Source organism: Pontibacter roseus DSM 17521 (genome assembly GCF_000373265.1).
Taxonomy (GTDB): Bacteria; Bacteroidota; Bacteroidia; order Cytophagales; family Hymenobacteraceae; genus Pontibacter; species Pontibacter roseus.
Map to the genome: position 1 here is coordinate 513,333 of NZ_KB890765.1, position 25,363 is coordinate 538,695.

The following is a 25,363-nucleotide window of genomic DNA, read 5'->3' on the forward strand; positions in this document are numbered from 1 at the left end:
AGCTGTCATGAAAATAAGCTTTCTTTTCCCCTTGTTTCTGTTGCTTTGGGGCTGCTCCGAGCGCGATGAGCCGGCAGCGGTGGTGGTACCGGAATGCTTGCTGGTAGAACAAACCACTGCGCTCACCTACGACCCCGTTTTATCACCCGACAACCCCAACAAGCCACAGACAATCACAACCCGTTTAGAGTACACCGAGCAGCAGGCACTTGCCACTATTTTCCAGACAGATTACACAGGTACCTACTTCGACAGAACTGATGTAAAGTATAACAAGAAAGGCCAGGTAACAGAGGTCGTACAGCAGTATAACCGGTATGTGAACGAGTACAATGGGCAGGGGAAGCTGGCGAAGCAGACCCGGTTCAACAAGCGCACCGGCGACTACAAGGAAGAGGAACTGGGATACTATACCTTAACCTATGACAGCCAGCAGGACCTGGCGGAAGCACTTTATGTCAGCATGGCTTCCGGCAGGCCGGTGCCGGAACTAATGTGGCGGTATACCTATATCGGCGGTAATCCTGTGACGGTAGAACAACTGGTGCCGGGAGGGGAGAGCTACTACCAGGTAAAGCTGGCTTACGATGACAGAAACCAGCCGAGCACATCACTCGCCCATACCTATTTTGAGCCGCTGCGCCCACCGGCCGCCCACAACCTGGTAAGCTATACTGTACAAGACGACAACCCGATTTTCCCCAGCCATACCACCGCCTATACCTACAACGCACAAGGCTTCCCAATTACGGCCACAACCCGCTTTACCGATGGGAGGGTAGAGGAAGTGAGCTATACCTACCGATGCAGGTAAAGACGGAGGAGATGTTGCAAAAAATGGCACAAACTGCAAGTTCTCGCCAGCGAAAGGCAGAAAAGGTATAGCTGGCGACAAGTGAAGACAAATCTCCTTAAGAGGGAAGGGGGATGTGAATCATTCCTGATTCTTCAGCCAGCTGCAGCTGGAAGAGACCTTAAACGGCTGCCGGAAAATAGAGCTTGAACTCTGTCCCTACGCCTTCTTCGCTTTCGACCTCTATTTTACCTCCGGCGTTCTCCAGAATGCGCTTGACCATGTACAGCCCCACGCCGGTGCCTTCCACGTGGTCGTGGAACCGCTTGAACATCGTGAACAGGTCCTGTTGCTGACGGCTGTTGATGCCTAGGCCGTTGTCTTTTACGCTCAGCACGACGTATGGCTCTTCTAGCCGCGAGGCGATGGTGACAAGACAATCCCGGTCCGGTGACTGGAACTTGATGGCGTTGCTGATGAGGTTGTACAGGATACTCCGGAAGTTCTTGCGCGAGAATTTGAGCTGGTATACCTGCAGGTCAGTATGGATAAAGCAGTTTTTCAGGCTGAAGGGTTTGTTTAGGTCGGCTATGATGTCGTCGTAGACCTCCTTCATGTTAATCATTTCGTCCGATGGGTTTTCGCTGAAGCCTTTCTGCATCCGGCTGATTTCGGTCAAGTCGGCAATGGTCCGTTTGAAACGGTTGACGGAGTCCACCACCCGCAGCACGATTTCCTCTGTCGTGTCGTTCAGCGCATTGGCGGTATCCAGCTCCTCTTTCAGAATGGACATCAGCCCTTCGATGTTGAGGATGGGGGACCGCAAATCGTGGGAGGCCGTGTAGATAAAGGTGTCCAGGTCGAGGTTGATGCGCTGCAGTTCGGTATTCTTGTGTTCGAGCGCACTTTGCTGCCGTGCGGCCAGCTGGTCCTGCAGCTTTTTCTGCTCGGTATTGTCACCGGTTATTTTTGTGAAACCAATGTGTTTTCCATCCGCGTAGATGGCCGTCAGTTTAATGTTGGCCCAGAACAGAGAGCCGTCTTTTCTCCTGCGCCAGTCCTTGGCCTCATACACGTCATTTTCAAAAGCGACCTTCAGCTCATTCTCGGGCTTGCCCGCCTGCTGGTATTCCTCCGGAAACAGCATCCCATAGAACTGACCTATAAACTCCTCTTCTTTGTACCCTTTCAGCTGCTCCACGCCCTGGTTCCAGGTCGTTATGATACCCTCGGTATCCATCGCGAATATGGCATAGTCTTTAATTTGCTCAATAAAGTAAGAGTTGATTTCTTCCGAGGTGTGCTTTGGGTTCATGCAGAGTAGGAGGTCTTTTTAGCTATTTACTCTTTTAACAGGGCGCAGGTTATAAGGTTTTCCCGGAAAAATAGTCCAATATATCTGCACGATTCACCTGCTGGTGTAAGCTGTCAGCTACAGCTTTTGCTGAAGCTATGGTTGCCTGGAAAGGAATAAGCACGAGTTACAGGCTCGTGCCAGCATAACAGCAGATTGAAGGTGAGGTGTGTAATATAACTATGGAAAAACAGCCTAGCAGCAGGTTAAATGTATCATTGGAAAGGCAAATTTATTGATGAGGCACGAGCAGTGCTGGCTATTTTTTATACCCCAATACTTTGCCTAAATGCCATATTTTGTAATATGTAAATAATAAATTAAATTTTTGTAATTCTATACCGTATACAACTAAATGCTCTGTCTCCTCCTTTCCGTGGTCTTCCAATAGATTGCAGATAAACCAGCCCATCGGCGAGCACTTCGCAGTTACCTTGGCCCTCCTCCAATGTTAGTCTTTATCTGCTTATTATCTCCCTATAGTCTATAGCACAGCTATACGCATAGCTGCTATAGTATTTGCTCGTGTCTCTTCCCCTGGCATCTTGCTTCAGAGCCCCACACACATGTTTCACTTGATGTCAGGTTACCAAAACAAACGTTCTATTTTTTCATGTATGAAGAGATTTATCAATTTCACTTGGCTGCTATGTGTAGCCCTAGGCTTCTTGGCCTTGCCTTCCTGCTCCACAGAAGATGAGTTGGATGCCATCACTCTTTCTGCCTCCGACAGCACGGAAGCCAATTCCAAAATGCGTCCGTTGAAAGGCACCTTTGAGCTGTATCATCAGGTATTGCCCGGGTCTGTATTCCCTGTGCAAAACATCCGGATTGAAGGATTCGGACAGCTATCTCACCTGGGTAAAACCTCCTTCGTGAATCTGAGCACACTCGTACTCACACCACCTGCTCCCTTTATCTCTACCGGAACATCTGTTATGACGGCTGCTAACGGAGACCAGCTGTTCACCAGCTTCAGAAGTGTGCACACGCCGCAACCAGATGGAAGTACCTATGTGGTGATAACCCATACCGTGACAGGGGGTACCGGTCGGTTCCTTGATGCCAGCGGCGGGTACACCGGCATCACCTATGCCATACCTGGGGTGGTACCTGGTATACTCGAAGTCACAGGTGAAATTGCTTATTAGGTACGCTAGTGAAATGGAGAGCCAGTCGTTTGGCGTATGCTTGAATGGGCAGGTAAGCCTGTGACATCACCCTTCGTTCTTAAAATCCTCGAGAATAGTCTGCAGCTCGTGGAGCGGCCGGGTAAAGTAGCGTTGGTTTTCGTTGCGGATGGCCAGTAGGCAGGCCAGGGCGGCCAGTGCGAAAGTCACCAGCGCCGCTACCGGGTAAGCCATCACGCCGCCCGGAATGTAGAGGGTAAACACCAGCACCACGCCGATGGCCGTAATCAGCGGTATCAGGACCAGTTCATAACGTTTTTTAAAGGTATAGAACCCGGCCAGCAAATCACGCTGCCGACTGATGTAGGCATGGATGGAGGCCGCACTGTCTTGGTTCGCTCTCGTAACGGCCAGTTGTTTGTAGCGCCACAGCATGACGGCCGTGAAAGGTACCGTTACCCCGAAGCCGAGCAGGCCCAGGAGCAGGATATTTGCATCAGCGCCATACCGAATCAGGACGTGGCTCAGCAGGGCATATACCACCAGGTGAAAGGTGAAGGTAGCCCAGAAGTAGCGAAAGATGGTGTTGTTCTGTTTTTTCATTCTTGCTTGTATTATGTGGTTAAACGTCGTGGCATCGTAGGGGGCAGCGGCCTCGAAAGCAGGCTGCTCCACGTTCCACTTTTGCTTCAGGTCATCTAGGGTTGGCATGGGGGTAGGGGTTTTCTTGTTTCTTCAGCTTCGTCTCCAGTTCTTTCTTTATCCTCACCAGACGCACGCTTACGTTGCTCTTGGTCAGGCCGGTAATCTGCGCAATCTCCTCATAGCGCAGGTCCTCCAGGTATAGCAGCACCAGGGCCTTGTTCAGCGGCGACAAGGTAGCAATGGCCTCATGGAGCAGCTGCAGGCTCTCTTCCTGGTGGCCGACCGGTTCCTCGGCTATCTGGTGGTGGCTCGGCGAAAGCGGCTGGCTTTTATGCCTGCTTTCCTTCCGCCGGTAGGTCAGCGCGGTGTTCAGGCAGACGCTGTACATCCAGGTAGAGAATTTGGAACGTCCGTCGAAACCGGGGTACGACCGCCAGAGCTGGTAGAGCATTTCCTGCACCACATCCTGCTTCTCCTCCGCATCGGTGAAATAGAGGCCACACACCTTATGCGCTATACCCAGGTGCTGGTTCAGCTGCTGCATAAAGGTCTCGTCTACGTGCTGGGCCATTGTGCTTTCGGTTTACATTCGATATACTATTAGTTGCAGAAGTTAAGGGAAAACTACAAGATGGGAGATATTTTTTTGATGGAAAGGTAGGGGTTGAATCCTCATGACAACCGGGGTATTTGCTGGTGCGAGTCAACAGCTCGTACTTCTAATCGTGCAGGTATAGGTATAGCTGCGCAAAAGGTATAGGCACGAGCTACAACCTCGCCTGCGGGGAAAACCCTATAAAGCCCTATTATGAAAGAACCCATCCGTTATTCCACATGACCTTCGATAAGATGATTTGAATCAGAAACATTCAATGATGTTCACTCTCTACTGACTCTATTCCAGTGCATTAACTTAAAAATATTTTAAAAATAATTTGCGCAACCGATTAATTGCACGTATATTAGCAAACAAACGGTTGCATATTTTAATCAGAGAAATGAGAAGAGATGTTTTTCAGGCGATAGCAGACCCCACCCGAAGGGCCATTATCGGTTTGATTGCCTTGCAGGCCATGACCCCGAATGCGATAGCCGAACATTTTGACACCAGCAGACAGGCTGTTTCAAAGCACTTGCAAATCCTGACAGAGTGCCAGCTTGTAAAACAGGAACAGCAGGGGCGCGAGATTTACTATCAGTTGGAAGTAGCTAAGATGAAAGAAATCGACAAATGGCTGGAACAGTTCAGGAAAATCTGGGAAGACCGTTTCAGCGAATTGGACAACGTATTATCAAACCTTAAATCTAATAAGCCATGAAAAAAGACCTCGAATTCGAGTTTTCCGTGAACAAGGAAAACAAAACAATCACCGTTAAAAGAGAGTTTGCAGCAGAGCTTCCGCTTGTGTGGGATGCGTACACAAAAAGTGAAATCTTGGACCAATGGTGGGCACCTAAACCCTGGAAATCACGCACCAAAACAATGGATTTCAGAGAAGGTGGCTACTGGCACTATGCCATGGTGGGTCCGGAAGGGGAAGAGCACTGGGCGTTGGCCAACTACAAAACCATTGAACCCAAAAAGCGCTTCACCGCACTGGATGGTTTTGCAAATGCCGATGGCGTGGTGAACACAGAAATGCCGCAGTCGAAGTGGGAGGTAAGCTTTACACCCAAAGAGGAAGTGACCCTGGTAGAGAACCGCATCGTATTCGATGACCTGGCGCAACTCGAAACCACCATCCAGATGGGCTTTAAAGAAGGCCTGACCATGGCCATGGAAGGCCTTGATGCCCTATTGGCTGCTCAGAAACAGGAGGCCTAAGATTTGCGGGCTGCAGAGAAGAAATCATAGGGTAGAACATAAGTAAAAGCGGGGCTGGGACAAAACCTTAAAGCTCCGCTTTTATAGTTTACGGCACGCATGCATTGTGTGCGAGTGCGGGCTTGTAGCGGGTGCTGTTACGCATGCTGCAGGTATAGCTGCGTAGAAAGGTATAGGCACGAGCTGCAAGCCTTATCCTGTTCCATAAATTTCTGGATATGGGCCTTGGTTCTTAGGAACTGTCCCCTTGAGGGGACCACAGGGGTGTAAAGCTACGAAGCGGCCGGCATGTGTGCGCCAATGCTGGTAAATCCATAGGAGTAGACACCCCTAGGACCTATGGTCGCAAGTTTCGGCTCTTGTCTCACTTGTCCTCAAGGGGATACTTTTGGCCTGCTATTGGTATTCTTTAGCATGAAAAGGCCGAGCCTGAAAAAGATATGGGACAGGATAAGGCTGCAAACTCGCGCCAGCGGAGGGCATACAATTTGTCATTTGGTTCGTTCTATAGCCACAGTCAGAGTCGATGCCCCTGCGTATTTACACCTGAACAGGTGAGACCTAAACCGATACACACCCCATGAGCGATAAAATTAAGCTTTTCTTTTCCCCCGATTTGAGCCTGAATGCCAAAGGCAAGCATGTGCGCGATGGCCTCTCTACGGCCTTGCTCCTGGGCGATAACCTCTGGCTGAGCTGCGACGAGCGCACCACCGTGGAGCGCCTCACCCGACTGCCCGACGGCTCTTTTGGAGAACACCTCTCCTTTGATATCCATGATTACCTCGACCTCCCGGCAAAGGATTTCAGCGAGATAGACATTGAGGGAATGGGCATGGCCGACCACTACCTCTGGCTGATTGGCTCCCATAGCCTCAAGCGAAAGAAGCCAAAGCGGCCCGACTCCATCAAAAAACAGATAAAGCGCCTGGCTCAAATCAAGACGGACCCGAACCGCTACCTGCTGGCACGTATCCCGATGCTGCAGGATAGTAAAACCGGGCAGTATACCCTGCACAAAGAAGTGGCGCATCCGGACCAGCCCGGCAAAACGCTGCGGGCGGGGCAGTTACGGGGCGACAAAAGCAGCAATTTGCTGACCGAACTGATGGAACAGGACGAGCACATAGCGCCTTTCATGAGCATCCCCGGCAAAGACAACGGCTTCGATATAGAAGGACTGGCCATACACGGCAACCGCATTTTCATAGGCCTGCGCGGGCCGGTGCTTCGTGGCTGGGCCATGGTGCTGGAAGTAGAGCCCGAGGAAGACGAAACCGGAATCCTGCACCTGAAGCAGCTGACTAAAGAGAAGCCCTACCGGAAACACTTCCTCAACCTGCGGGGCAAGGGCATCCGGGAGCTGCGCATCCACGGGAACGACATGTACCTGCTGGCCGGACCCACCATGGATTTGGACGGCGTCATCGCCATCTACCGCTGGCGCGACGCCGTGGACAAGGACTCAGAGCAACTGCTGCACCACAACGAGCTGGAGCGGCTCTGCGAGGTACCGCACGGCACCGGCGAGAACACCGGGAAAGACAAAGCCGAAGGGCTGGCCATACTGGACGACCAGCGGGTGCTGGTGGTGTTCGACAGCCCGACCGATGCCCGTACGGTCGGAGAGCATGCAGTGCAGGCCGATGTGCTGCGGGTAGTGGACTAGGTTTGCCACCACGATGGCATCATCATAAGGCTGTGCTGAAGGTATAGCTGCATGAAAGAATCGGCTCAAGCTGCAAAATCGTGGCATCGGGGATTTTGCTGTGTTGTGTAACGCAACCAGGACTGCTCTTATTTGCCAGGTGCGGCGGTTACCGGAGGCGCAGGGGCGGGAACCACGTTTTTGATGGGCTTTATGGATTTGAGATAAGCGAATACTGCCCGCAGCTCTTCGTCCGTCATGTTCCGGTACATGTCCCAGGGCATGGGCGGCAGCAACATGCGGGAAGTTTCCAGCCCTTTGTGCCTGCCTTGTCGAATGGCGGTAAAGAAATGCTTTTCGGTCCAGGTGCCGATGCCGGTGGCATCCGATGTTAGATTGGCCGCATAGGATATGCCCCAGGGACCGACCCAGGATGTCAGCGTCTGTGTGACTGCCAGGCCTTTCTTTTCTATTTCTGCCCGGTCTATATCAGGTGGCGGCAGGTTGGCCGGATGGCCGGATAAGGCTCTGCCGAAGTCCATCTCTGGACCTTTGGCTCCCATCTTTTTGGGGGTATGGCAATCGTGGCAGGCGGAAATCAGGACCAGGTGCTCTCCGAGTTTAATCTGCTCCTGGTCTTGCAGCAGTGCAGTCACTGTAGCGACTGTCTTTGTGTTTTTAGCAGGACTTTCTTTCAAAACCGGTGTCGAAAGTACTAGGATGGAGAAGAGAAGCAGGGAGGAAATAAATAGATAAATTTTCATAGTGGTAAGGTTTTAAGGTGGAAAAGAGCGTGTAAACTACCCTACCTAATTTACCCATAATCCATAACTTCCGGAACAACTCCTCCGATTACCGTGTGAACGAACAGGCGTTTGATGTTAAGGTTATTATTCCTGTAATAAATGTTTTTACTGCTTTCCCAATGCAGTCAGAATCCCACAGTGGAGACACGTGCTGGCTTTCGCTGGTGCGAGCCTGTAACGCGTGCTGTTACGCTTGCAGGAGGTATAGCTGCGGGGGTATAAAAAGGTACCAGCCGCCAACTCGCGTTCGGGCAGGTATAACTATTTGGCCTGCCGGTGGTAGAAACAGGAAAACAAGAAGGAGGGAATCAATGGACCTGGAGCATACCTTTTACCACTTGCCCGATGTAAGCCTGCATGCCGCCACCGCCGGCGACAAAGGCGGCGAGGTGCTGCTGTTTCTGCACGGCTTCCCGGAATTCTGGTATGGCTGGCGCATGCAGCTTTCGTTTTTTGCCGAGAAGGGCTATCACGTTGTGGCGCCCGACCAGCGGGGATACAACCGCAGCAGCAAGCCTTCCGGCGTAAAGGCCTATACCCTGGAAAAACTGACTGCCGACATTGTGGCACTCATCGGGCAGCTGGGCAAAGAGAAGGTGGTACTCGTGGGGCACGACTGGGGCGGCGCAGTGGCCTGGGCCCTCGCCATTCACTTCCCGCACCTGCTGCACAAGCTGGTCATCCTGAACATGCCGCACCCGGGCGTGATGCTGAAGCACCTGCGCCAAAACCCACAGCAGATGCTCCGGAGCTGGTACGCCGCCGCTTTCCAGATTCCGGTGCTACCCGAGCAGGCCCTGCAGGCGCTGGACTACAAACTACTGAAGCAAGTCCTAACCGGCACGGCGCAGCCCCATACCTTCACCGAAGAAGACCTGGCGGCTTACCGGGAAGCCTGGCGACAAGCCGATGCTCTGAAAAGCATGCTCCACTGGTACAGGGCTTTCAAGCACACGCAGCTCCATTTAAGCAAAGGGGTGGAAGTACCCACGCTCCTAATCTGGGGCAAAAAAGACACAGCCCTTGGTGCTGAAATGGCCGAACCCAGTATAGCCAAATGCCCCAACGGGAAACTGGTCTTTCTGGAAGAGGCCACCCACTGGCTGCACCACGAGCAACCGGAAAAAGTGAACCAAGCGATACTTTCTTTTCTGAGTGAAGCCTAGTAGGGTAGGGAGGACTCAAGGGAACAGTCCGGCTATGGATGGTTTGCATCGCAGTTGTTCCAGGACGACGATTAGGTAACAGTTGCTATAAGCTGCACCTCTCCCGGTAGTAGGAAACACTATCCCCTTGAGAGTACTATAGGGGTGTATCTTCCTTTACAAAATTCCCGGAATCAAAAATGTAAGCCTCCAGTGACCGCAAAACGTTTGGCATGTTCTGTTTCACCTCCAGGTCATCCAAACGCAGGAATTGAACACCATACTGCTCAAGTTCGGTTTGCCTCTGCGTGTCGTATGCATGGGTATAGTTGTGACTATCTCCATCAATCTCAATAGCCAGCTTCAGTTCATGGCAATAGAAATCAACTATGAAATCGAGCATGGGCACCTGGCGGTGAAACTGGTAGCCCAGCAGTTTACGCTCCTTTATCTCTTGCCAAAGCAGAATCTCAGAAAGTGTGCTGTTCTTGCGGAGCTCTCTCGCTTTTGCCTTCAGGTCCTCTCTGTAAGGAATGATGCTGTTCTTGCGCATGAAGTATGGCGGGGTTGGTAGATAATTCTGCTAGTGTAAGCTCAACAAAAGTAACACCTCTTGACATACGGTCGCAAGTTTCGAACTCCCGTTCTCACTTGTCCTCAAGGGGACAGTTTTTCTGTTAGTGTAAGCCCAACAAAAGTAACACCCCTATGGTCCTCTTAAGGGGACAGTTTTTTTCTTACTATTATCAAAGGCATTTCGTGTAGCAACTTCTGACAAGTGTTAGCAACGAAGCAACTAACCCCTGAACCACCAAAAGCAGAAACTGTCCCCTTGAGGGGACCATAGGGGTGTTAAGGGGTGTTATAACGGCAACTATAGAACTACAAACTAAAATTACTACAAAAGCAGCAGTGTCCCCTTGAGGGGACTATAGGGGTGTTAGAGCAGGGGCTATGAAACAATAAATAAACCAAAGCTATAGCTGAAGTGTCCCCTTGAGGGGACCACAGGGGTGTAATCATGCACTATAAAACCCCACCATACAAACCCCTACTTAAAATACTTATACGCCGGCACCAACTCATGCGAAGGCGAACTCTCCACCGCCTGCTGCAACAGCGCCAAATGCCCAGCACCGTAAATAACCAGAATGCGGTCGGATGGGCTCTCGGTGATGCGCTGGATGTTGCGGAAAATGCGCAGGTTGCGGTTAAACCAAGTGGCACTGTACCAGTCTACGCCGGTGTAGTCGTGTTCCTGCTCTTCATACTGAAATGCCTCCCGGAAATAGTGTTCATGGCTTTTGCGGATGGCTTCGGGCTGGTTCATAGACTGTATGGTTTTGTAAAGCGAGCGTGGCGTATCGCCAGCCTGTTTCTTTGCGGCTTCGGCGCGTGCCAGGGAGGTGCTTTGCATGTAGGTCCAGAACTTCTCCATCCGCTCTTTCAGCTCGTCGCGCACTTCAAACTCGGTGGTGCCAGGTTTTTGGTAGGCATCCAGGTTGCCCCACGTATCGATGGCGTACACACGCGTATGCCCCAGCTGTTTGGCCAGCCTGAAACCCAACTGGTATTCTTCGTTCACACCCAACTCGTAGCGGCCCTGCAGGTAAGCCTGGTACAGCGAGTCCAGTTTAGTTTGCTTCCCTGCCATTACTTCTACGGCAATTTTGGTTGGCTTATACTTTGCCATCTGGCTCGTGATGCGTGCTATGTCGCGCTGGCTTTCGGGAGAAGTTATATCCAGCTGGTCGGTTTTCTCAGTTTTGACCACATCCAGGTTAGGGTACGCGAAGTGGAAAGTACCCAACAGCATGACCTGTGCCCGGTCTTCTTTGCCGCCGGTTTTACCTTGTTGCGCCCGTACAGGAGAAAGGCAAGTACCTGCCAGAAGCAGTACGGCGAGTAATAGTTTTTTCATAGTTCATAGGGTTCGCTTTTACAATAGATGGAAGGGAGGGGAGCGAGGTTGCCTGGAAGGTAAGAGTTTATGAACAAGGGTGATACTTAAGCTCGTACTGTTACTTTTGCTGAAGGTACGGCTGCGTGGAAAGTAGAAGGCACGAGCTATAAGCTTGCACCTTCGGGAGAAGGTGGCTACTGGCACTATGCCACGGTTGGCCCCGAAGGAGAAGAGCATTAGGCATTGGCTAATTACAAAACTATTGATCCTAAAAAGAGCTTTACCGCGCTGGATGGTTTTGCAGATGCCGAAGGAGTGGTAAATACAGAAATGCCGCAATCGAAGTGGGAGGTAAGCTTTACACCCAAAGAGGAGGTTACCTTAGTAGAGAACCTGATCACATTCGATGACCTGGCACAGCTCGAAACTACCATCCAGATGGGCTTTAAAGAAGGCCTGACAAGTGCAATGGAAGGCCTTGATGCCTTACTGGCTGCTCAGAAACAGGAGGCTTAAGGTCTGTAAGCTGCAGAAAAGAGATCATATTTAATAACTTACTATAAAAGCGGGGCTGGTGCATAACCTTAGAGCTCCGCTTTTATAGTTTACAGTACTGATTCATCGTCTGCTAGTGCTTGCTTGTAGCTCGTACTGTTACTCTTGCTGAAGGTTTAGCTGCGTGGAAAAGAAAAGGCACGAGCTAAAAGCTCGCGGCAGCGTGGGGAGAGATATTTAATTTATTAGTTACTGCTATTTCCATCTTTTGGAGATATTCTCAACCGCTATTTGGCACCTAGTGAAGAAATCCATTTCTGTTGTATCCCCACTAGTTAAAGTTGATAACTCAGTAACTAAAAGAAACTGGCATTCATGAAAAGGCTTTCCAATTAAATTTACAAGTTGCTCTATTTGCTTATCAATGACATTGTTAGCAAGTAACTTTATAAATGGCTCTTTTGCTCTATTCCATTGCTTTACAGTGAGTACAGACACTTTAATTGTCTGACTCCCAGAATTCATACACTCATAAAATGGAGTAGCAACCGCTGGATCATCAACAGAATGTAGAAAAACTATAAATTCGTATATAAAATACACGTTGGGATTATCTAAGAAATCTACTGTGAATGTTGCATTACCTTCATTAGGTTCAAATGACTCGGCAGTAGCAAGAGCAAATCCATATTTATTTAATATATCATTTACTAGATCAGAATTCTCATTGTATAAGTAACTATAGATTAAGAAACGGAAGTCCTCCATCTCTTCTTCTTTAAGAGAATATTTTTTGTGCTCTTCATCATAGAGTAATGCAATTCTCCAGACTACAGAATAAATAAATACTAAAAAGTCAGTTCTATTGATGTTTAGTGTCTCTAAAAATCTAATACCACTTTTTGAAGTTTTCTCTACAAATTGATTTCTATACTTTACATCCTGAACTTTTTCTGTTAAAAAAGGTATCACTTTGCTTTCTAAGTCACCTAATTTGCTCTCACAACTTGGACAAAAGTAAAAGTCTCTTGCATGTATATCTTGCTTTAATTCTTCAGAGGTGTTTTTTAAGTTTTCTCTTCCAAAATAGCTGTAGGTAGTTCCTGATGATCCATCAATTCTATATGCTTCTTCCTTATTTCTTTTCCCAACACTCTTCTTTAACAATCCTGCTGGAATAATATGAGAATTTTTTTTTGTTGCTTTTTTTTTGTGACAGATTAAACAATTATCGTGAGAAGACCTTTTCATAATATTTTTGGAACGAGAATTTGGAGGCTTGTTATTAATGATGAAATACAACTATCTATTGTTAAGATTTAAAAAATATGCAAAAGTGTTTTCATATTGCTTTTTCTTGCTGTCTCTTAATTTATCAGAAAGTTGAATCAAAGCCTCTGAAAATAGTGGACTAGTCCCTCCTAATAGAGCTATCAAGGTAGGAGATAAACCTTGGATTGTACCTATGTAACTAGATACTGCTCCTACAGAAAAGTTTATACCCCATTTTGCTACTTTATTTTGTAAAATGCTATTCTGTGCATTTTGATATTTCTGAAAGTCAGGAATAAGTTTGCTATATAAAAATTTACCCATTTCTCTATCAAAGTACATTCCATGCTGGGTCATAATGATTTCATTTAAATCATCAACTAAGTTTTTTCTGAGCTTGTAAAGTTCATCTAAACATCTTTCTCTATAAGAGACTATCTCAGGTATAGTGAGTCTTTTTAGAACATAATCTGGAATATGTATATCAGAAGCCTTTATCAAAATTTGACTTAGGTTAAATAAAGGTATATTACTCGTATTCTGCCATTCTCTAATTACACCTTCTTCTTTATTATTTCGTGATTTCTCAACTTTATAATTAAAAAAATTATATATGTGTTGATTTATAAAAACTGGAATCAAGTTAAAGTCACCAGCTAGAGCTAACTTCTTGTTGACTTTAGCTACAATCGAAAATAGCTGTCTATCATAGTCGTAGAGTTTATTATTATTCTCTGGGAAAATGCTGTTGTATTTAACTCCAGGAAATAATTTAGTATCATACATTTCTACAAAGGGAGGACTAGGAATAAACATTTTAATTTGTTCTCTCTTCTTTTTAACTAGTAGTGGTGCCAAAAGGAAGGCAGATCGCTTATCAACAGCATCATTATCATATGCAATCTTCAATGCAATGCTGTTTCTTTTGTAGAAATCTGTCGCTTTATAATCTAAAACTTTGATAAATTCCTTCTTCAGGGCGTACTCAAATCTATCAATCAATTTTTCCTCCTCACTTTCATTAATTTTATTGTTAAAAAGAGGTAAAATGTCAGACATTACAATAGCTTGATAAGCCCCTGTCTGTGATTTATCTCTACCACCATAGGAAAGTATATTTGCAGTAAGTAGGCTGTCTTCAGGAATAGTGGGAGTGGTTACATCAGCATATTGTTGTAACATTTCAAATCCGTTAAGACTATAAATTGCTACTCCTAAATTATCAGGATGATAAGAGTAACATATTGCTCCTTTTTCTAGGAAGTGAATATTATCACTTGGAGGGGTAAAGTATACTTCATCAAAAGTTAGTAGAAGTCTTTTTAGCTGAATTTCTGTTAGAGGTTGGTGATGAACAGCAAGGCACTTTAAGCCTCTTTCTAAATCTAATATCATACTTATAACAATTCATAATATGAATATAGCACTTTTATTCGAAGCTTAAATGCGCTGTTTGTGCTTTTTCGATATTATTCAAACCATAATTACTTGCTACTTTTGTATTACTGCAATAACAACTTTTACTCACAATAAACTAAAAATTTACCCCTTGCCCTTCAATCCATTTACAGTAGACTTACCCGTTCGGGAAATTATACCTGCCGTCAGAGAGCATCTTTTGGCGCAAAATACGCTGATCGTAAACGCTCCTCCGGGAGCCGGTAAAAGCACCCTGCTGCCGCTGGCTATACTCGAAGAGCCCTGGCTCGAGGGTCAGAAGATTATTATGCTGGAGCCGCGGCGCCTGGCGGCCAAAACCATTGCCGAGCGCCTGGCGCAGCTGGTGGGCGAGGAGGTAGGCCAGACCGTCGGCTACCGCATCCGTTTCGAGACACGCATCTCCGAGAAGACCCGTATTGAGGTGGTGACCGAAGGCATCCTCACCCGCATGATTCACAGCGACCGCTCCCTGACAGGTATAGGCATCGTGATTTTTGACGAGTTCCATGAGCGTAGCATCCATGCCGATGTGGCCATGGCCCTGAGCCGGGAGGCGCAGCTCGCACTTCGCCCGGACCTGCGCATCATGGTGATGTCGGCCACCCTGGATATGCCCCAGCTCACGAGCCTGCTCAAAGCACCGGTGGCGCAGAGTATGGGGCGGCAATACCCCGTCGAGACCATCTATACCGGCGACGCCGACGACCGCATGCTACCCGAAATGACGGCTAAGGTGGTGCAGCAGGCAGCGCAGGAGCGGGAAGGGGATATCCTTGTGTTCCTGCCCGGCGAAAACGACATCCGGAAAGTGGAAGAGCTCTTGCGTCGGCAGATGCGCGGCGTCATGATACACCCGCTGTTCGGGATGCTGCCCTTCGGTAAGCAGTACGCCGCTATCATGCCCGACCGCAACGGCAAACGCAAAGTGGTGCTAGCCACCAGCATCGCCGAGACCAGCCTCACCATAGAAGGCGTGTCGGTGGTGGTGGATACAGGCTTCGGCAAGACCTCCCGCTTCGACCCCAAGTCCGGTTTGTCGCGCCTCGAAACGGTGCGCATCTCCAAAGACGCCGCCGACCAGCGCGCCGGTCGCGCCGGTCGTTTGGGCCCCGGCACCGCCTACCGCATGTGGAGCAAAACCACCCAGGAGCGCATGGCCCCGCACCGCACCCCCGAGATTCTGGAAGCCGACCTGGCCTCGCTGGTGCTCGACATGGCGCAGTGGGGCATTACCGATATCCGTGGCCTGACCTGGCTGAATCCGCCGCCGCGCGCTGCCCTGCAATCGGCCACCGAGATGCTGCACCAGCTGCAGGCGCTGGAGCACGGCCGCATCACGGCGCATGGCAAGAAAATGCACGCGCTGCCCTGCCACCCCCGCATCGCGCACATGCTGCTTAAAGCCGAGGAAACCGACCAGGTGGCGCTGGCCAGTGATATAGCCGCCATCCTGGAAGAACGCGACCCGCTGGACCGCAACGCCGGCATTGACATCAATTTAAGAATAGAAGCCCTCCGCAGGTATAGGAAGGAGCAGGGGCAGGGCAAGCGTTTTGGCAAGATTGAGAAGGTCGCCCGCTCGTACCGCTCGATGTTCAGCATAGAGCCGGAGAACGGCACCTTTGACGATTATGAAACCGGGGTGCTGCTCACGCATTGCTACCCCGAGCGCATCGCCTACGCCCGCCCGGGCAACAACGCACAGTTCCAGCTGGCGAGCGGCCAGTATGCCTCCGCCGGTCACCGCGACGACCTCGCGCACGAGCCCTGGCTGGCCATTGCGCACCTGCACGCTGGCACCGGCGACAATCCCGGCCGCATCTTCCTGGCCTCGCCGCTCAACCCCCGCGACCTGGCTCCGCTTGTGAAGCAACAGGAAAGTTACCATTGGGACCTGAACGACGGCGAGCTCACCGCCTCCATGGACACGCGCATCGGCAGCATTGTGCTTCAAAGTAAACCGCTGCCACCCCCCGATGAGAAGCACCGCGTACCGGCCATCTCCGAAGCCATCAAACTGGAAGGCGAGCACCTGCTGGACTTCAACCACGAGCTCACGCAATGGCAGAACCGCGTACTGAGCCTCCGCAAATGGCGCCCCTCCGAGTTCTGGCCTGATGTGAGCACGGCCACCTTGCTGCTGACCAACTGGGACTGGCTGAAGCCCCACCTCTTCGACATCGAGCACCCGGATGACCTGATGGAAATGGAACTCCTGCCGATTCTCGAAGCCAAGTACCTGAACGAAGAACAGCGGGCGCGGCTAGAAGTATTGGCTCCTGCTTTTTTGATGTTACCGGATGGTTCTTCCATGGAATTAGCGTACAAACCGAATGGCGAACAGCCGAAGCTGGAAATCCGCCTGCAGGACGTGCTGAGCTGGGAGGAAAGCCCTTCCGTAGACGAAGGCGAGATGACCGTGGAGCTGGCCTTGCTCTCCCCGGAGTTGAAGCCCATCACGACTGTCTCTGATTTAGCCAGCTTCTGGAAAGGCAATTACCGCGTAATTAAACGCCAGTTGGAAGTGGTGTTCCCGGAGGTAGAGTGGGAGAGGAAGTAGGGAGTTAGTGAGTTTAGGAGTTAGAGAGTTGTCCCAGACCTCGCAGCGTGCGCAGCTCCTGCGAGCGTCTGGTGTTGGCTACGTAGCATACAGTGTCTGAGACCGGACTTACAGGGTATTGGAACCTATAAAACAGAAGTATACCTGTGCACGATTAACATCCCCCTGTCCCCTTCGAAGGGGGACTTTTCTGCACCGTCTGTCATTCCGACAGAAGGAGGAATCTCACGCCCTTCCGGCCGCTTATCTAGCGCCAGCGCAGATGCGGCTTTTCTGTAGAAAGTTAGGGGCAGAGGAAACCACCAAGTGCAATATACCTAGCATGTCTCACCGCCCGTTCCCGCTGCGCTCGCACCGGCGGCAGTGATGGTAATAGATTCCTCCTTCTGTCGGAATGACAGTGACGCACTTATCACTCCGATTATTTCTCCCGTCATTTCAACTACTCTTGAGGGGTGAGCTGAAGAGTACTGGCGCAGGTGAGGTAAGGCCCCTCGATGCGGGAAATCTGTCACGGGTTGGAGAAGTATACAGTACTGACAAAGGAGCAATTCTTGCTTTCGTTATAGCACTCCTGCTGAAAAGCTAACAAAAAGGGGAGCATTCAAGTAAAGGTAAAGCGGGCAGGCTGTGCCTGTCGCAATCTGTTACTGTGCATGAGCAGTTAGAGACATAGAGCTAAAACGAAAGAACGATGATTCAGAAGACCTACATGAAGACCAAAGACCAGTGCAAGGTGAAGTTCGCAGTCAGCATAGAAGGGGCGGATCGGGTGGAGATACTGGGCCTCAACGACGATTGGCAGAACCCCATTGCGATGAGCCGAAAAAAGAACGGCACCTTTGAGTGCGTGCAGACAATCCCCAAAAACAGTACACACGAATTCAAGTACCTGGTGGATGGCACCGACTGGCGCAACGAACCCGACGCCGACGGGGAGGCTCCGAATGAGTATGGCGGCACCAACAGCCTGCTGGTGGTGTAGGGAATCAAACCCCGCTAAAACAACAAAGGGTGAAGCTGCCTTCACCCTTTGTTGCCTGTCTAGATTTTCTTCAATCCTTTTAACTCACTTCTGCTGGCTTCCTTGATACTGATGGCGACCCCGCCACCCGGCGCCAGGGCCTGCTTCAGCACGCTCTTAGGCGTCACCTCCACCTGGCGAATGCTATACTTCTGCGGGTTCTTGTTCCAACTGGCGTCCTTTGCATCGGCATAAATGGTGGCCACGTAGCGCTTGCCCTTCGGCAGGTAGCTGAAAGGTATAGTGGCGGTGCGGCCTTTCTCATCGGTGATGCCGCCCACATACCACTCGTTTTTGCCTTTGGCCTTGCGGGCAATCGTCACGTAGTCGCCGGGTTCCGCTTCCTGCACATAAGTGTCATCCCAATCCAGGGCCACATCTTTGATGAATTGGAAAGCATCCGGGAAGCGCTCGTAGTTCTCGGGCAGGTCAGCCGCCATTTGCAGCGGGCTGTAGATGGTGACGTAATAGGCCAGCTGTTTTACCAGGGTAGTATTAGCGCGCTGGGTACCGCCATAAACCGACATATCCGTCTGGAAGATACCAGGCGTATAGTCCATCGGGCCACCCATCAGGCGGGTGAACGGCAGGATGGTGGTATGGTCCGGGGCCAGGCCGCCCATGGCTTCGAATTCCGTGCCGCGGGCAGACTCCTGTGCAATCCAGTTCGGGAAGGTACGGTGCAAGCCAGTTGGGCGCACTGCTTCGTGGCTGTTGACCATGATTTTGTACTTCGCAGCCGTTTCCGCTACATGAATGTAGTGGTTCACCATCCACTGGCCGTCGTGCTGCTCGCCGCGCGGAATGATTTTGCCTACGTATCCGGTTTTCACGGCATTGTAGCCGAACTTGTTCATGAACTGGAAAGCGGTATCGAGTCGGCGCTCATAGTTGGATACAGAAGAGGCGGTTTCGTGGTGCATCATCAGTTTCACCCCTTTCGAGCTTGCATACTCATTCAGCGCTTTTACATCAAAGTCCGGATAAGGTGTCACAAAATCAAACACCTCTTCTTTCCAGTTGCCGAACCAGTCTTCCCAGCCAATGTTCCAGCCTTCTACCAGCACGGCATCAAAACCGTGTTTAGAGGCAAAATCAATGTAGCGGCGCACATTTTCGTTGGTAGCGCCGTGGCGTCCGTTCGGCTTGAACTTGGTGAAATCGTCGGTCAGTTTCACGTTGTTTTCGGTGCTGTAGGCCCAAGAGCTTTTGCCATGCACAAAGTACTCCCACCAAACGCCTATATACTTGGTCGGCTTTATCCAGGACACGTCTTCATACCTGGTGGGCTCGTTCAGATTCAGAATCAGGCGCGAGGCCAGGATGTCGGTTGCCTTGTCGCTCACCACAATAGTCCGCCACGGCGTCTGGGTTTCGGTTTGCATGTAACCTTTGTTACCCACAGCATCCGGGGTCAGGTGCGAGCTCATCCTGAAATTTTTCGGGTCCACGTTCAGGTGCATGGCCGGGTAATTTATAAGTGCAGCCTCGTGTATGTTGATGTAAAGGCCGTCTGCCGTCTTCATCATAGAAGGCGTCTGTACCGATAAGGTATCAATCGGGACCTGGGCATGCACGTCAATGGTCGCTTTCTCGATTAGCTTCGGAATCTCTGAGATTTGCGAAGTGGTATAGGCATACTCATTGGTGTTGTAGTCGCCCCGTATCCAGAAAATTTTGTGGTCGCCGGTCAGGTTAAACTCGGTGTGCTCCTCTGCTATGATAAAGTAATTCAGGTTTTCCTGCTGCGGAAACTCATACCGGAAACCCAGGCCGTCGTTGAACAGGCGGAAGCGGATGTTGATGCGTCGGTCTTTCTGGGCTTTCTGCGTGAGGGTCACCAGCAGCTCGTTGTACTGGTTGCGGATGGTCTTCTGCTCCCCCCATACCGGCTCCCAGGTATCGTTCACGGCCTTCTGCTCCGTCTTGGCTACCGCAAAGCCGTTCATGAAAGAGGGCACGTCCTTGGTTTCCAGACCCAGCCGGCTCTGGCGTATGACGGGCTTCTTCTTGTAGGTGAGTTCGTAGGCAGGCTCGCCATTGGCTCTTAACTCAAACTTGAGCGTGAGGTTTTTGTCGGGGGAGGTGATGACCTGCGCCCTGACCAGGATGGAGATGGTGCAGAGGGAGATAATCAGGGTGACGCGTCGCATCTGCCGGTGGTAGAAGGTCGCTTTTTTGACTGCCAGTGTAAACATCATGTCGGTTTTGCTCTTGGGTTAATGAAGGATGCAGCAGCGCCTGTGTGCAGGGGCTGTAAGGGTATAGTTGCTGTTTTAGGGCAAGGTACGTAAAAGCGGAATTTTAGTGGCGAAAAGAGAAGGAGTTGGGGCCGCTGGCTGGATTTATGAAGCAACTAGGCCGAATTTTAGCGCCTTGGCCAAACAAGTAGCTGCTAAGCTATACCTATGCCTACTCCCAATTCCCCAGCAGGCGGCGGAGCACCACAATCTCACCGAGGTGGTAGGCGTTGTGCTCGGCGATGAGCATGGCCTCGCGGAGGAGGTTTTGTCCGTCGCCGTGTGCGAAAGGGGTGAACAGGTCCTGAGTGGTGTCCTGTACCCGTTGCACCATCTGCTCTATACCTTCCTGTATGGCCTGTAGGCTGGCTTCCAGCTTGGCCTGGTCGGCAGGAGCGGTTTCGGATACCCAGTAATCGTCGGGCCAGGCGGGGGCTGTGTAGGCAGGATTGCGGCTGAACTCCAGGATGTCGTACAGCGCGAAGCGCAGGTGCTCCATGAGTTGCCAGATGGTATAAGGCAGCTGTTGCACCGTTTGGCCTGCCTCTGCGGCCGTTATACCTTGCAGTACCTCCTCAACGGGGCGGAAGGCCTCTCCGCCGCGCAGGAGTTGCGTCAGTTGCTTGCGTAGTGCTTTGTCCTGGTCCATATCCATTTTGTTGCTTTTCCCTTAGCTAACGTAAAAATGCTATCAATGGCGAGGGGGATGAAGTTTCAGCATGCAGCTTTAAAATTTCGGCAGACGCAGGTATAGCTCCTAGGTATAGATGGAGCTTATCTGGTCTTTGTACTTCTCATGTATCACCTTGCGCTTGAGTTTGAGCGTGGGGGTGAGTTCGCCGCCTTCAATCGTCCACTCGGCAGGAATGAGCGCAAACCGTTTCACCTGCTCCACCTGGTTAAAGTTCCGGTTGTACTGGTTGATGGACTCTTTGATGAGCGTCAGCGTTGCCTTGTCTTCGAGCACGGCGTGGTTGCCGGGGTAGGTTTTGCCTTGGTTGTCGTACCACTCTTTGAGCTTGTGGAAGGCCGGCACGATGAGGGCACCCACGTATTTCTGCATCTCGCCCACCACCATAATCTGCTCTATCCAGCTGCTCTCCACCATCTTGTTTTCGATGGGCTGCGGCGCCACGTACTTGCCCCCACTCGTTTTGAAGAGCTCCTTTTTGCGGTCTGTGATTTTGAGGAACTTGCCGTCCACCATCGTGCCGATGTCGCCGGTATGCAGCCAGCCTTCCGCATCGATGACCTCGGCCGTCAGGTCGGGGCGTTTGTAATAGCCCAGCATGACATTGGGGCCTTTGCACAGAATCTCCCCATCCGGAGCGATGCGCACCTCCACACCCTCCAGCAGCGGACCCACAGTGCCAAACATTCGGTTTTCTTCGCTGTAGCGGTTGCCGCTGATGATGGGCGATGCCTCGGTGAGGCCGTAGCCTTCCTGAATGACGATTTTGGCGGCCGTGAAAATCCGGAGCAGGCGCACCTGGCAGGCGGCAGCCCCCGTGATGATGGCCTTGACCTCGGTGCCCAGCGCGTGCCGCCATTTGCTGAAGACCAGGCGGTCGGCCAGGGCCAGTTGCAGCTTGTAGCTGAGCGGCATGGGTTTGTTGATTTCAAACTGCTCAGCCAGCTTCAGCGCCCAGAAGAAGATGCGCTTCTTGTTGCCCTCCAACTGCGAGCCCTTGGCCACAATGCCTTCGTAGATTTTCTCGAGCAGGCGCGGCACCGTCGTGAAGATGGTGGGCTGCACCTCCCGCAGGTTGGCCGCGATGCTCTCCATACCTTCGGCATAATAGATGGATACCCCGCAATAGAAATAGCAGTAGGTGGCCATGCGCTCAAAGGCGTGGTTGAGGGGCAGGAAGCTGATGGCTTTTTTCCGGAACACGCCTACTTCCTGTATGATGAGCGCGCTGCTGAATGTGTTGCTGAGGATGTTGCGGTGGGAGAGCATCACACCCTTCGGGATGCCGGTGGTGCCGGAGGTATACAGGATGGTGGCCAGGTCCTGCTCCTGCACCCTGTCGCGGCTCGCAGCGACCTGCGCGGCTAGACCGGGTGTCAGGTCAGGGAGCAACTCCTTCCAATGTGGGGCCTCCTCCACAGGGTGGAAGGTATAGACGGCCTGTAACTGGGGAAGCGCCTCGCGCATATCCTGAATGCGCCGGTAGAGGGCCTTGTTGCCTACAAACACCATTTTCACGGCGGCATCCTGGAGGATGAACTGCAACTCGCCATCGTTGATGGTGGGGTATACGGGCACCGAAATGGCGCCAGTCTGTTGTATGGCCATATCCACCAGCATCCATTCCGGGCAGTTGGGGCTCAGGATAGCGATTTTGTCCCGCCCCTCGGGAGTGCCATCGCCTCGGGTGATACCGAGTTGCAGCAGCGCCCCGGTCATCTGGTCTACCTTGTCGCGTACCTCGGAGGTGCTGTACTTGCGCCAGGCGCCGTCCTCTTTGGCAGCCAGCATGTCCTCGAGTGGGGAGTTTTCCAGTTGCCAGGCAATGCAGTCGAACAGGCGCTTGGGTTTTGGCTGCGCCCCCATGTTTTCTCTTTTTTCCACAGAATTCAAACCTTCTAGCTATTCACCCGGACACAGATGCAGGCAGCCGCCGTACCGGAACTAATCGTCTGCCTTGAAATTGATTATAGAGATTTACTGTTTTTTGGCCTCCTGTGTTTTCAAAGGAGGCAGACAAGGCTTGTTTCCATCAGGGATTCCATTCTGGGTAAGGTACAGGTATAGCAGGCCGTACCAGTCACCGCTCAAGAAGGGAACCCGTGGCTTTGGCTAGCGCTAAGCATCAGGGTAGGCTGAAATCAACTGTCGAGGGGTTAGAAAACCTGTTACAGGGAGCTCAGGCCGAGGTGGCCCAGGTAGGTAGCGCCCACCATGAAGAGAGAGGAGATGATGACGCCCAGCGTGATGGCCGTAAACGCACGTCTCCGCTCAATCTGGAAGATATTCGCGGCGATGGTCCCCATATAGGCCCCGGTACCCGGGAGCGGAATCATCACGAACACCATCAGGCCCCAGAACCCGTGCTTCTGCACGTTGCCCCCGGCTATTTTCTTGGCACGCTTGCACAGGAAAACAACCCCCTTTTTGTAGGCTTTGAAAGGCCAGAACTTTTGGCTAAAGGAGTCGATGAGCCACATGAACAGCGGGTATACCAGGATATTGCCCACTGTACCGATGAGGAAGGCCCAGATGAAATGCACATTGTTCAGGATTGCAAAAGGTATACCGGCACGCGCCTCTCCAAACGGAGAGATGCTTAAAAGGAAGGTATATAAAAGGGTCTCAAACATAAAAAGTGCATCAAAAAAACAAACCTGCTGCAAAGCCGCGCAAATATACATGCTAAACCGCCAGGTATATGCTGTGGTTGGCCTGTTTATTCGGGAATTTTAATTTCCTATGGGACGCAACCTGACCTGTCACTGCAGCAGCAGGTCATGCGTCCTTAACAGGCCGTGCTCCATAATGATTCAACGCCTCTTGCCGATTTCCTGGTATACCTCCCGCTGGTGTTTCGCATAAGCTTATGTTTGCTGCTGACTTAATAAAGAAATGGGGGGAGCCGCGCCTACGCGACTCCCCCCATTTCTGTCAATGTACCAGGTATGGCTTATAAAGGATGGGCCGGCGGTGGCGCTATTCTGCCAGGGTAGTCCCTGTCGCTGTTCCGGTCCTGTGGTGGGTTTCCGGGAACGGTCTCGACTATACCTACGGCCTCTACCACCTCTACACGGCGAACGTTCCTGTCCTTTGCCTGCTTGTTCCGGTTTTTGTTGGCCAAAGCTAACGCGGCGGCACCGGCTGCGGCCACCACGGCCCCCGTAATCATCGGGTTGGTCACGGCGCGGGTATACAGGCTGGTTTTCATGGTGTCTTTGATGCGCCCATGGATGCGTCCGCCCTCGCCTGGCCGGTGCAGGGCTCCTTCGTGGTGCTGGGCCGGCTCATCGAGCAGTTGTTGGTCGGTCATGAAAGTTTCGTTGGCCACGTCCATCAGGCCCGGAGCCAGCTTTTGGGTGAGGCTCATGAGTTTGCCGCCTCCGCCTACCATGATGTCGCGCTTATGGTGCGTGGCGGCATACAAAATGGCCTTGGCCACTTCCTCCGGCTCATACACCGGTGGTGGCAGTGTCAGTTTGTGGCCTGTGTAATTCTTGGCGTGATCTGGGTAGGGCGTGTTGATGCCCGCCGGTTTGATGAGTGTCACCGAGATAGGAGCGCCTTCCTCTTCCAGTTCTATCCGCAGCGAATCGGTGAAGCCCTTTACGGCGTGCTTGCTGGCGGCGTACATGCCCTGCATGGGTATGCCTAAGTCAGAGAGTTCGCTGCCTATGTTGATGATGGCACCGCCCCGCTGGCGCATGTGCATGGCGGCTACCAGAGAGCCATACACCACCCCCCAGAAATTCGTGTCGAACAGGCGGCGGTTGTCTTCGTCGGTCACCTCATCCAAACGGCCGTAGATGGAGACGCCGGCATCGTTCACCCAGGTATCGAAGCCGCCGTAGTAGGAGAGGGCGGCATCGGCGATGCGCTGCACGTCCTGCTGAAAGCCCACGTCGGCCGCCACATAAATGGCCTGCCCGCCGTTGTTGTTTATCTCTTCCGTGATGTCGCGCAGCGCGTTCTCATTGCGGGCCGCCAGTACTAACCGGGCCCCTTTTTCAGCCGCCGCGAAGGCTGTGGCCAGTCCGATGCCGCTTGAGGCACCCGTAATGACCATCACCTGCTGGTTGAGTGGTTTTAGTTTCATTGCCATACTTTCTTAAGTTTGTTTTGATGGAATAAATTGGTTCTCACTCCTATAGCGTACGGTAGGAGGGGCTGGGTAGTTAATGGCGCTCGGCCGATTTTCCCAAAACGGGGCGTGTATGGAAGGAAGAATGCCTGGCTAATGGCTAGCCTGGAGCAGTAGTTATGAAGACACACCAAAGCTATACCTGGTCATAAAAAGCGGGAGGCGGAATCCACCTGCAGGGTATAGGCGGGCGAACCTATCGGGCACAGGTACGTTCTGCTGAAAAAGAAAACACAGCCATACCTTACCGA

Annotated in this window: 22 protein-coding genes; 9 read left to right on the forward strand and 13 right to left on the reverse strand. The window is 51.4% G+C overall.

What is annotated here, in order from left to right; translation table 11 throughout:
• Positions 1–7: 7 nt before the first annotated feature.
• Positions 8–814 (forward strand): hypothetical protein, encoded by an 807-nt coding sequence (locus B051_RS0113760; protein ID WP_018478792.1) that lies wholly within the window; start codon positions 8–10, stop codon positions 812–814.
• Positions 815–974: 160 nt separating this feature from the next.
• Here the strand turns inward: B051_RS0113760 and B051_RS0113770 are convergent, their stop codons facing one another.
• Complete coding sequence (locus B051_RS0113770) at positions 975–2,108, reverse strand: sensor histidine kinase (protein ID WP_018478793.1); 1,134 nt, start codon at positions 2,106–2,108, stop codon at positions 975–977.
• 656 nt (positions 2,109–2,764) lie between these two features.
• Between B051_RS0113770 and B051_RS0113775 the strand changes: the two genes are divergently transcribed.
• Entirely contained in the window at positions 2,765–3,298 is a 534-nt protein-coding gene (locus B051_RS0113775) for a hypothetical protein (RefSeq protein ID WP_018478794.1), read from the forward strand.
• Between the two features lie 66 nt (positions 3,299–3,364).
• Here the strand turns inward: B051_RS0113775 and B051_RS0113780 are convergent, their stop codons facing one another.
• Positions 3,365–3,988 (reverse strand): hypothetical protein, encoded by a 624-nt coding sequence (locus B051_RS0113780; protein WP_018478795.1) that lies wholly within the window; start codon positions 3,986–3,988, stop codon positions 3,365–3,367.
• Complete coding sequence (locus B051_RS0113785; protein WP_018478796.1) at positions 3,972–4,493, reverse strand: RNA polymerase sigma factor; 522 nt, start codon at positions 4,491–4,493, stop codon at positions 3,972–3,974. Before B051_RS0113785 ends, B051_RS0113780 begins: the two co-directional genes overlap by 17 nt.
• A 427-nt stretch (positions 4,494–4,920) precedes the next feature.
• On the opposite strand from B051_RS0113785, the gene B051_RS0113790 reads away from it, so the two are divergent.
• The 3 genes from B051_RS0113790 to B051_RS0113800 all read left to right on the forward strand — a co-directional run bounded on the left by B051_RS0113790 (position 4,921) and on the right by B051_RS0113800 (position 7,416).
• The gene (locus B051_RS0113790; RefSeq protein ID WP_018478797.1) at positions 4,921–5,241 is read left to right on the forward strand and encodes an ArsR/SmtB family transcription factor; all 321 of its coding nucleotides are present in this window, start codon (positions 4,921–4,923) and stop codon (positions 5,239–5,241) included.
• Positions 5,238–5,747 carry an SRPBCC family protein gene (locus B051_RS0113795; RefSeq protein WP_018478798.1) on the forward strand — a complete coding sequence of 170 codons (510 nt, stop codon included), beginning with the start codon at positions 5,238–5,240 and terminating at the stop codon, positions 5,745–5,747. Before B051_RS0113790 ends, B051_RS0113795 begins: the two co-directional genes overlap by 4 nt.
• Positions 5,748–6,327: 580 nt before the next feature.
• Entirely contained in the window at positions 6,328–7,416 is a 1,089-nt protein-coding gene (locus B051_RS0113800) for a DUF3616 domain-containing protein (protein ID WP_018478799.1), read from the forward strand.
• Positions 7,417–7,544: 128 nt separating this feature from the next.
• On the opposite strand, the gene B051_RS0113805 is transcribed toward B051_RS0113800, so the two are convergent.
• A complete protein-coding gene (locus B051_RS0113805; protein ID WP_018478800.1) occupies positions 7,545–8,159 on the reverse strand; it encodes a c-type cytochrome in 615 nt (204 codons plus the stop codon).
• 353 nt (positions 8,160–8,512) lie between these two features.
• Between B051_RS0113805 and B051_RS0113810 the strand changes: the two genes are divergently transcribed.
• A complete protein-coding gene (locus tag B051_RS0113810) occupies positions 8,513–9,367 on the forward strand; it encodes an alpha/beta fold hydrolase (protein ID WP_018478801.1) in 855 nt (284 codons plus the stop codon).
• A gap of 136 nt (positions 9,368–9,503) precedes the next feature.
• Here the strand turns inward: B051_RS0113810 and B051_RS0113815 are convergent, their stop codons facing one another.
• Together B051_RS0113815 and B051_RS21325 are read right to left on the reverse strand one after the other, a co-directional pair.
• Positions 9,504–9,899, reverse strand: a complete 396-nt coding sequence (locus tag B051_RS0113815; RefSeq protein WP_018478802.1) for an endonuclease domain-containing protein — start codon at positions 9,897–9,899, stop codon at positions 9,504–9,506.
• A 498-nt stretch (positions 9,900–10,397) separates the two neighbouring features.
• Positions 10,398–11,267, reverse strand: a complete 870-nt coding sequence (locus tag B051_RS21325; protein WP_018478803.1) for a DUF5694 domain-containing protein — start codon at positions 11,265–11,267, stop codon at positions 10,398–10,400.
• 225 nt (positions 11,268–11,492) lie between these two features.
• Between B051_RS21325 and B051_RS21840 the strand changes: the two genes are divergently transcribed.
• Positions 11,493–11,765, forward strand: a complete 273-nt coding sequence (locus B051_RS21840) for an SRPBCC family protein (protein WP_018478804.1) — start codon at positions 11,493–11,495, stop codon at positions 11,763–11,765.
• A gap of 234 nt (positions 11,766–11,999) precedes the next feature.
• Here the strand turns inward: B051_RS21840 and B051_RS0113830 are convergent, their stop codons facing one another.
• Entirely contained in the window at positions 12,000–13,046 is a 1,047-nt protein-coding gene (locus B051_RS0113830) for a hypothetical protein (protein WP_211214340.1), read from the reverse strand.
• On the reverse strand, positions 13,047–14,411 hold the full coding sequence (locus tag B051_RS0113835) for a hypothetical protein (RefSeq protein WP_018478806.1): 1,365 nt from the start codon (positions 14,409–14,411) through the stop codon (positions 13,047–13,049). It abuts the gene before it with no gap.
• Between the two features lie 154 nt (positions 14,412–14,565).
• Here B051_RS0113835 and hrpB point away from each other — a divergent pair, with 154 nt between their 5' ends.
• The gene (hrpB, locus tag B051_RS0113840; protein WP_026236400.1) at positions 14,566–17,016 is read left to right on the forward strand and encodes an ATP-dependent helicase HrpB; all 2,451 of its coding nucleotides are present in this window, start codon (positions 14,566–14,568) and stop codon (positions 17,014–17,016) included.
• 694 nt (positions 17,017–17,710) lie between these two features.
• Positions 17,711–18,001 carry an isoamylase early set domain-containing protein gene (locus B051_RS0113845; RefSeq protein ID WP_018478808.1) on the forward strand — a complete coding sequence of 97 codons (291 nt, stop codon included), beginning with the start codon at positions 17,711–17,713 and terminating at the stop codon, positions 17,999–18,001.
• A 59-nt stretch (positions 18,002–18,060) separates the two neighbouring features.
• On the opposite strand, the gene B051_RS0113850 is transcribed toward B051_RS0113845, so the two are convergent.
• The 5 genes from B051_RS0113850 to B051_RS0113875 form a co-directional block, all read right to left on the reverse strand.
• Positions 18,061–20,241, reverse strand: a complete 2,181-nt coding sequence (locus tag B051_RS0113850) for a glycoside hydrolase family 97 protein (protein WP_018478809.1) — start codon at positions 20,239–20,241, stop codon at positions 18,061–18,063.
• A gap of 211 nt (positions 20,242–20,452) precedes the next feature.
• The gene (locus B051_RS0113855) at positions 20,453–20,935 is read right to left on the reverse strand and encodes a DinB family protein (RefSeq protein ID WP_018478810.1); all 483 of its coding nucleotides are present in this window, start codon (positions 20,933–20,935) and stop codon (positions 20,453–20,455) included.
• Positions 20,936–21,037: 102 nt separating this feature from the next.
• Positions 21,038–22,855 (reverse strand): AMP-dependent synthetase/ligase, encoded by a 1,818-nt coding sequence (locus B051_RS0113860; RefSeq protein ID WP_322786349.1) that lies wholly within the window; start codon positions 22,853–22,855, stop codon positions 21,038–21,040.
• Between the two features lie 284 nt (positions 22,856–23,139).
• Positions 23,140–23,604 (reverse strand): COG2426 family protein, encoded by a 465-nt coding sequence (locus tag B051_RS0113870; protein ID WP_033316919.1) that lies wholly within the window; start codon positions 23,602–23,604, stop codon positions 23,140–23,142.
• Positions 23,605–23,924: 320 nt separating this feature from the next.
• Complete coding sequence (locus B051_RS0113875) at positions 23,925–25,073, reverse strand: SDR family oxidoreductase (protein WP_157578869.1); 1,149 nt, start codon at positions 25,071–25,073, stop codon at positions 23,925–23,927.
• Positions 25,074–25,363 lie beyond the last annotated feature (290 nt).

What these genes read in the sequence shown, in the direction of transcription:
- B051_RS0113760 (WP_018478792.1), top strand. Translation starts at nt 8, where the DNA reads ATGAAAATAAGCTTTCTTTTCCCCTTGTTTCTGTTGCTTTGGGGCTGC.
- B051_RS0113770 (WP_018478793.1), bottom strand. Translation starts at nt 2,108, where the DNA reads ATGAACCCAAAGCACACCTCGGAAGAAATCAACTCTTACTTTATTGAG.
- B051_RS0113775 (WP_018478794.1), top strand. Translation starts at nt 2,765, where the DNA reads ATGAAGAGATTTATCAATTTCACTTGGCTGCTATGTGTAGCCCTAGGC.
- B051_RS0113780 (WP_018478795.1), bottom strand. Translation starts at nt 3,988, where the DNA reads ATGCCAACCCTAGATGACCTGAAGCAAAAGTGGAACGTGGAGCAGCCT.
- B051_RS0113785 (WP_018478796.1), bottom strand. Translation starts at nt 4,493, where the DNA reads ATGGCCCAGCACGTAGACGAGACCTTTATGCAGCAGCTGAACCAGCAC.
- B051_RS0113790 (WP_018478797.1), top strand. Translation starts at nt 4,921, where the DNA reads ATGAGAAGAGATGTTTTTCAGGCGATAGCAGACCCCACCCGAAGGGCC.
- B051_RS0113795 (WP_018478798.1), top strand. Translation starts at nt 5,238, where the DNA reads ATGAAAAAAGACCTCGAATTCGAGTTTTCCGTGAACAAGGAAAACAAA.
- B051_RS0113800 (WP_018478799.1), top strand. Translation starts at nt 6,328, where the DNA reads ATGAGCGATAAAATTAAGCTTTTCTTTTCCCCCGATTTGAGCCTGAAT.
- B051_RS0113805 (WP_018478800.1), bottom strand. Translation starts at nt 8,159, where the DNA reads ATGAAAATTTATCTATTTATTTCCTCCCTGCTTCTCTTCTCCATCCTA.
- B051_RS0113810 (WP_018478801.1), top strand. Translation starts at nt 8,513, where the DNA reads ATGGACCTGGAGCATACCTTTTACCACTTGCCCGATGTAAGCCTGCAT.
- B051_RS0113815 (WP_018478802.1), bottom strand. Translation starts at nt 9,899, where the DNA reads ATGCGCAAGAACAGCATCATTCCTTACAGAGAGGACCTGAAGGCAAAA.
- B051_RS21325 (WP_018478803.1), bottom strand. Translation starts at nt 11,267, where the DNA reads ATGAAAAAACTATTACTCGCCGTACTGCTTCTGGCAGGTACTTGCCTT.
- B051_RS0113835 (WP_018478806.1), bottom strand. Translation starts at nt 14,411, where the DNA reads ATGATATTAGATTTAGAAAGAGGCTTAAAGTGCCTTGCTGTTCATCAC.
- B051_RS0113845 (WP_018478808.1), top strand. Translation starts at nt 17,711, where the DNA reads ATGATTCAGAAGACCTACATGAAGACCAAAGACCAGTGCAAGGTGAAG.
- B051_RS0113850 (WP_018478809.1), bottom strand. Translation starts at nt 20,241, where the DNA reads ATGATGTTTACACTGGCAGTCAAAAAAGCGACCTTCTACCACCGGCAG.
- B051_RS0113855 (WP_018478810.1), bottom strand. Translation starts at nt 20,935, where the DNA reads ATGGATATGGACCAGGACAAAGCACTACGCAAGCAACTGACGCAACTC.
- B051_RS0113870 (WP_033316919.1), bottom strand. Translation starts at nt 23,604, where the DNA reads ATGTTTGAGACCCTTTTATATACCTTCCTTTTAAGCATCTCTCCGTTT.
- B051_RS0113875 (WP_157578869.1), bottom strand. Translation starts at nt 25,073, where the DNA reads ATGGCAATGAAACTAAAACCACTCAACCAGCAGGTGATGGTCATTACG.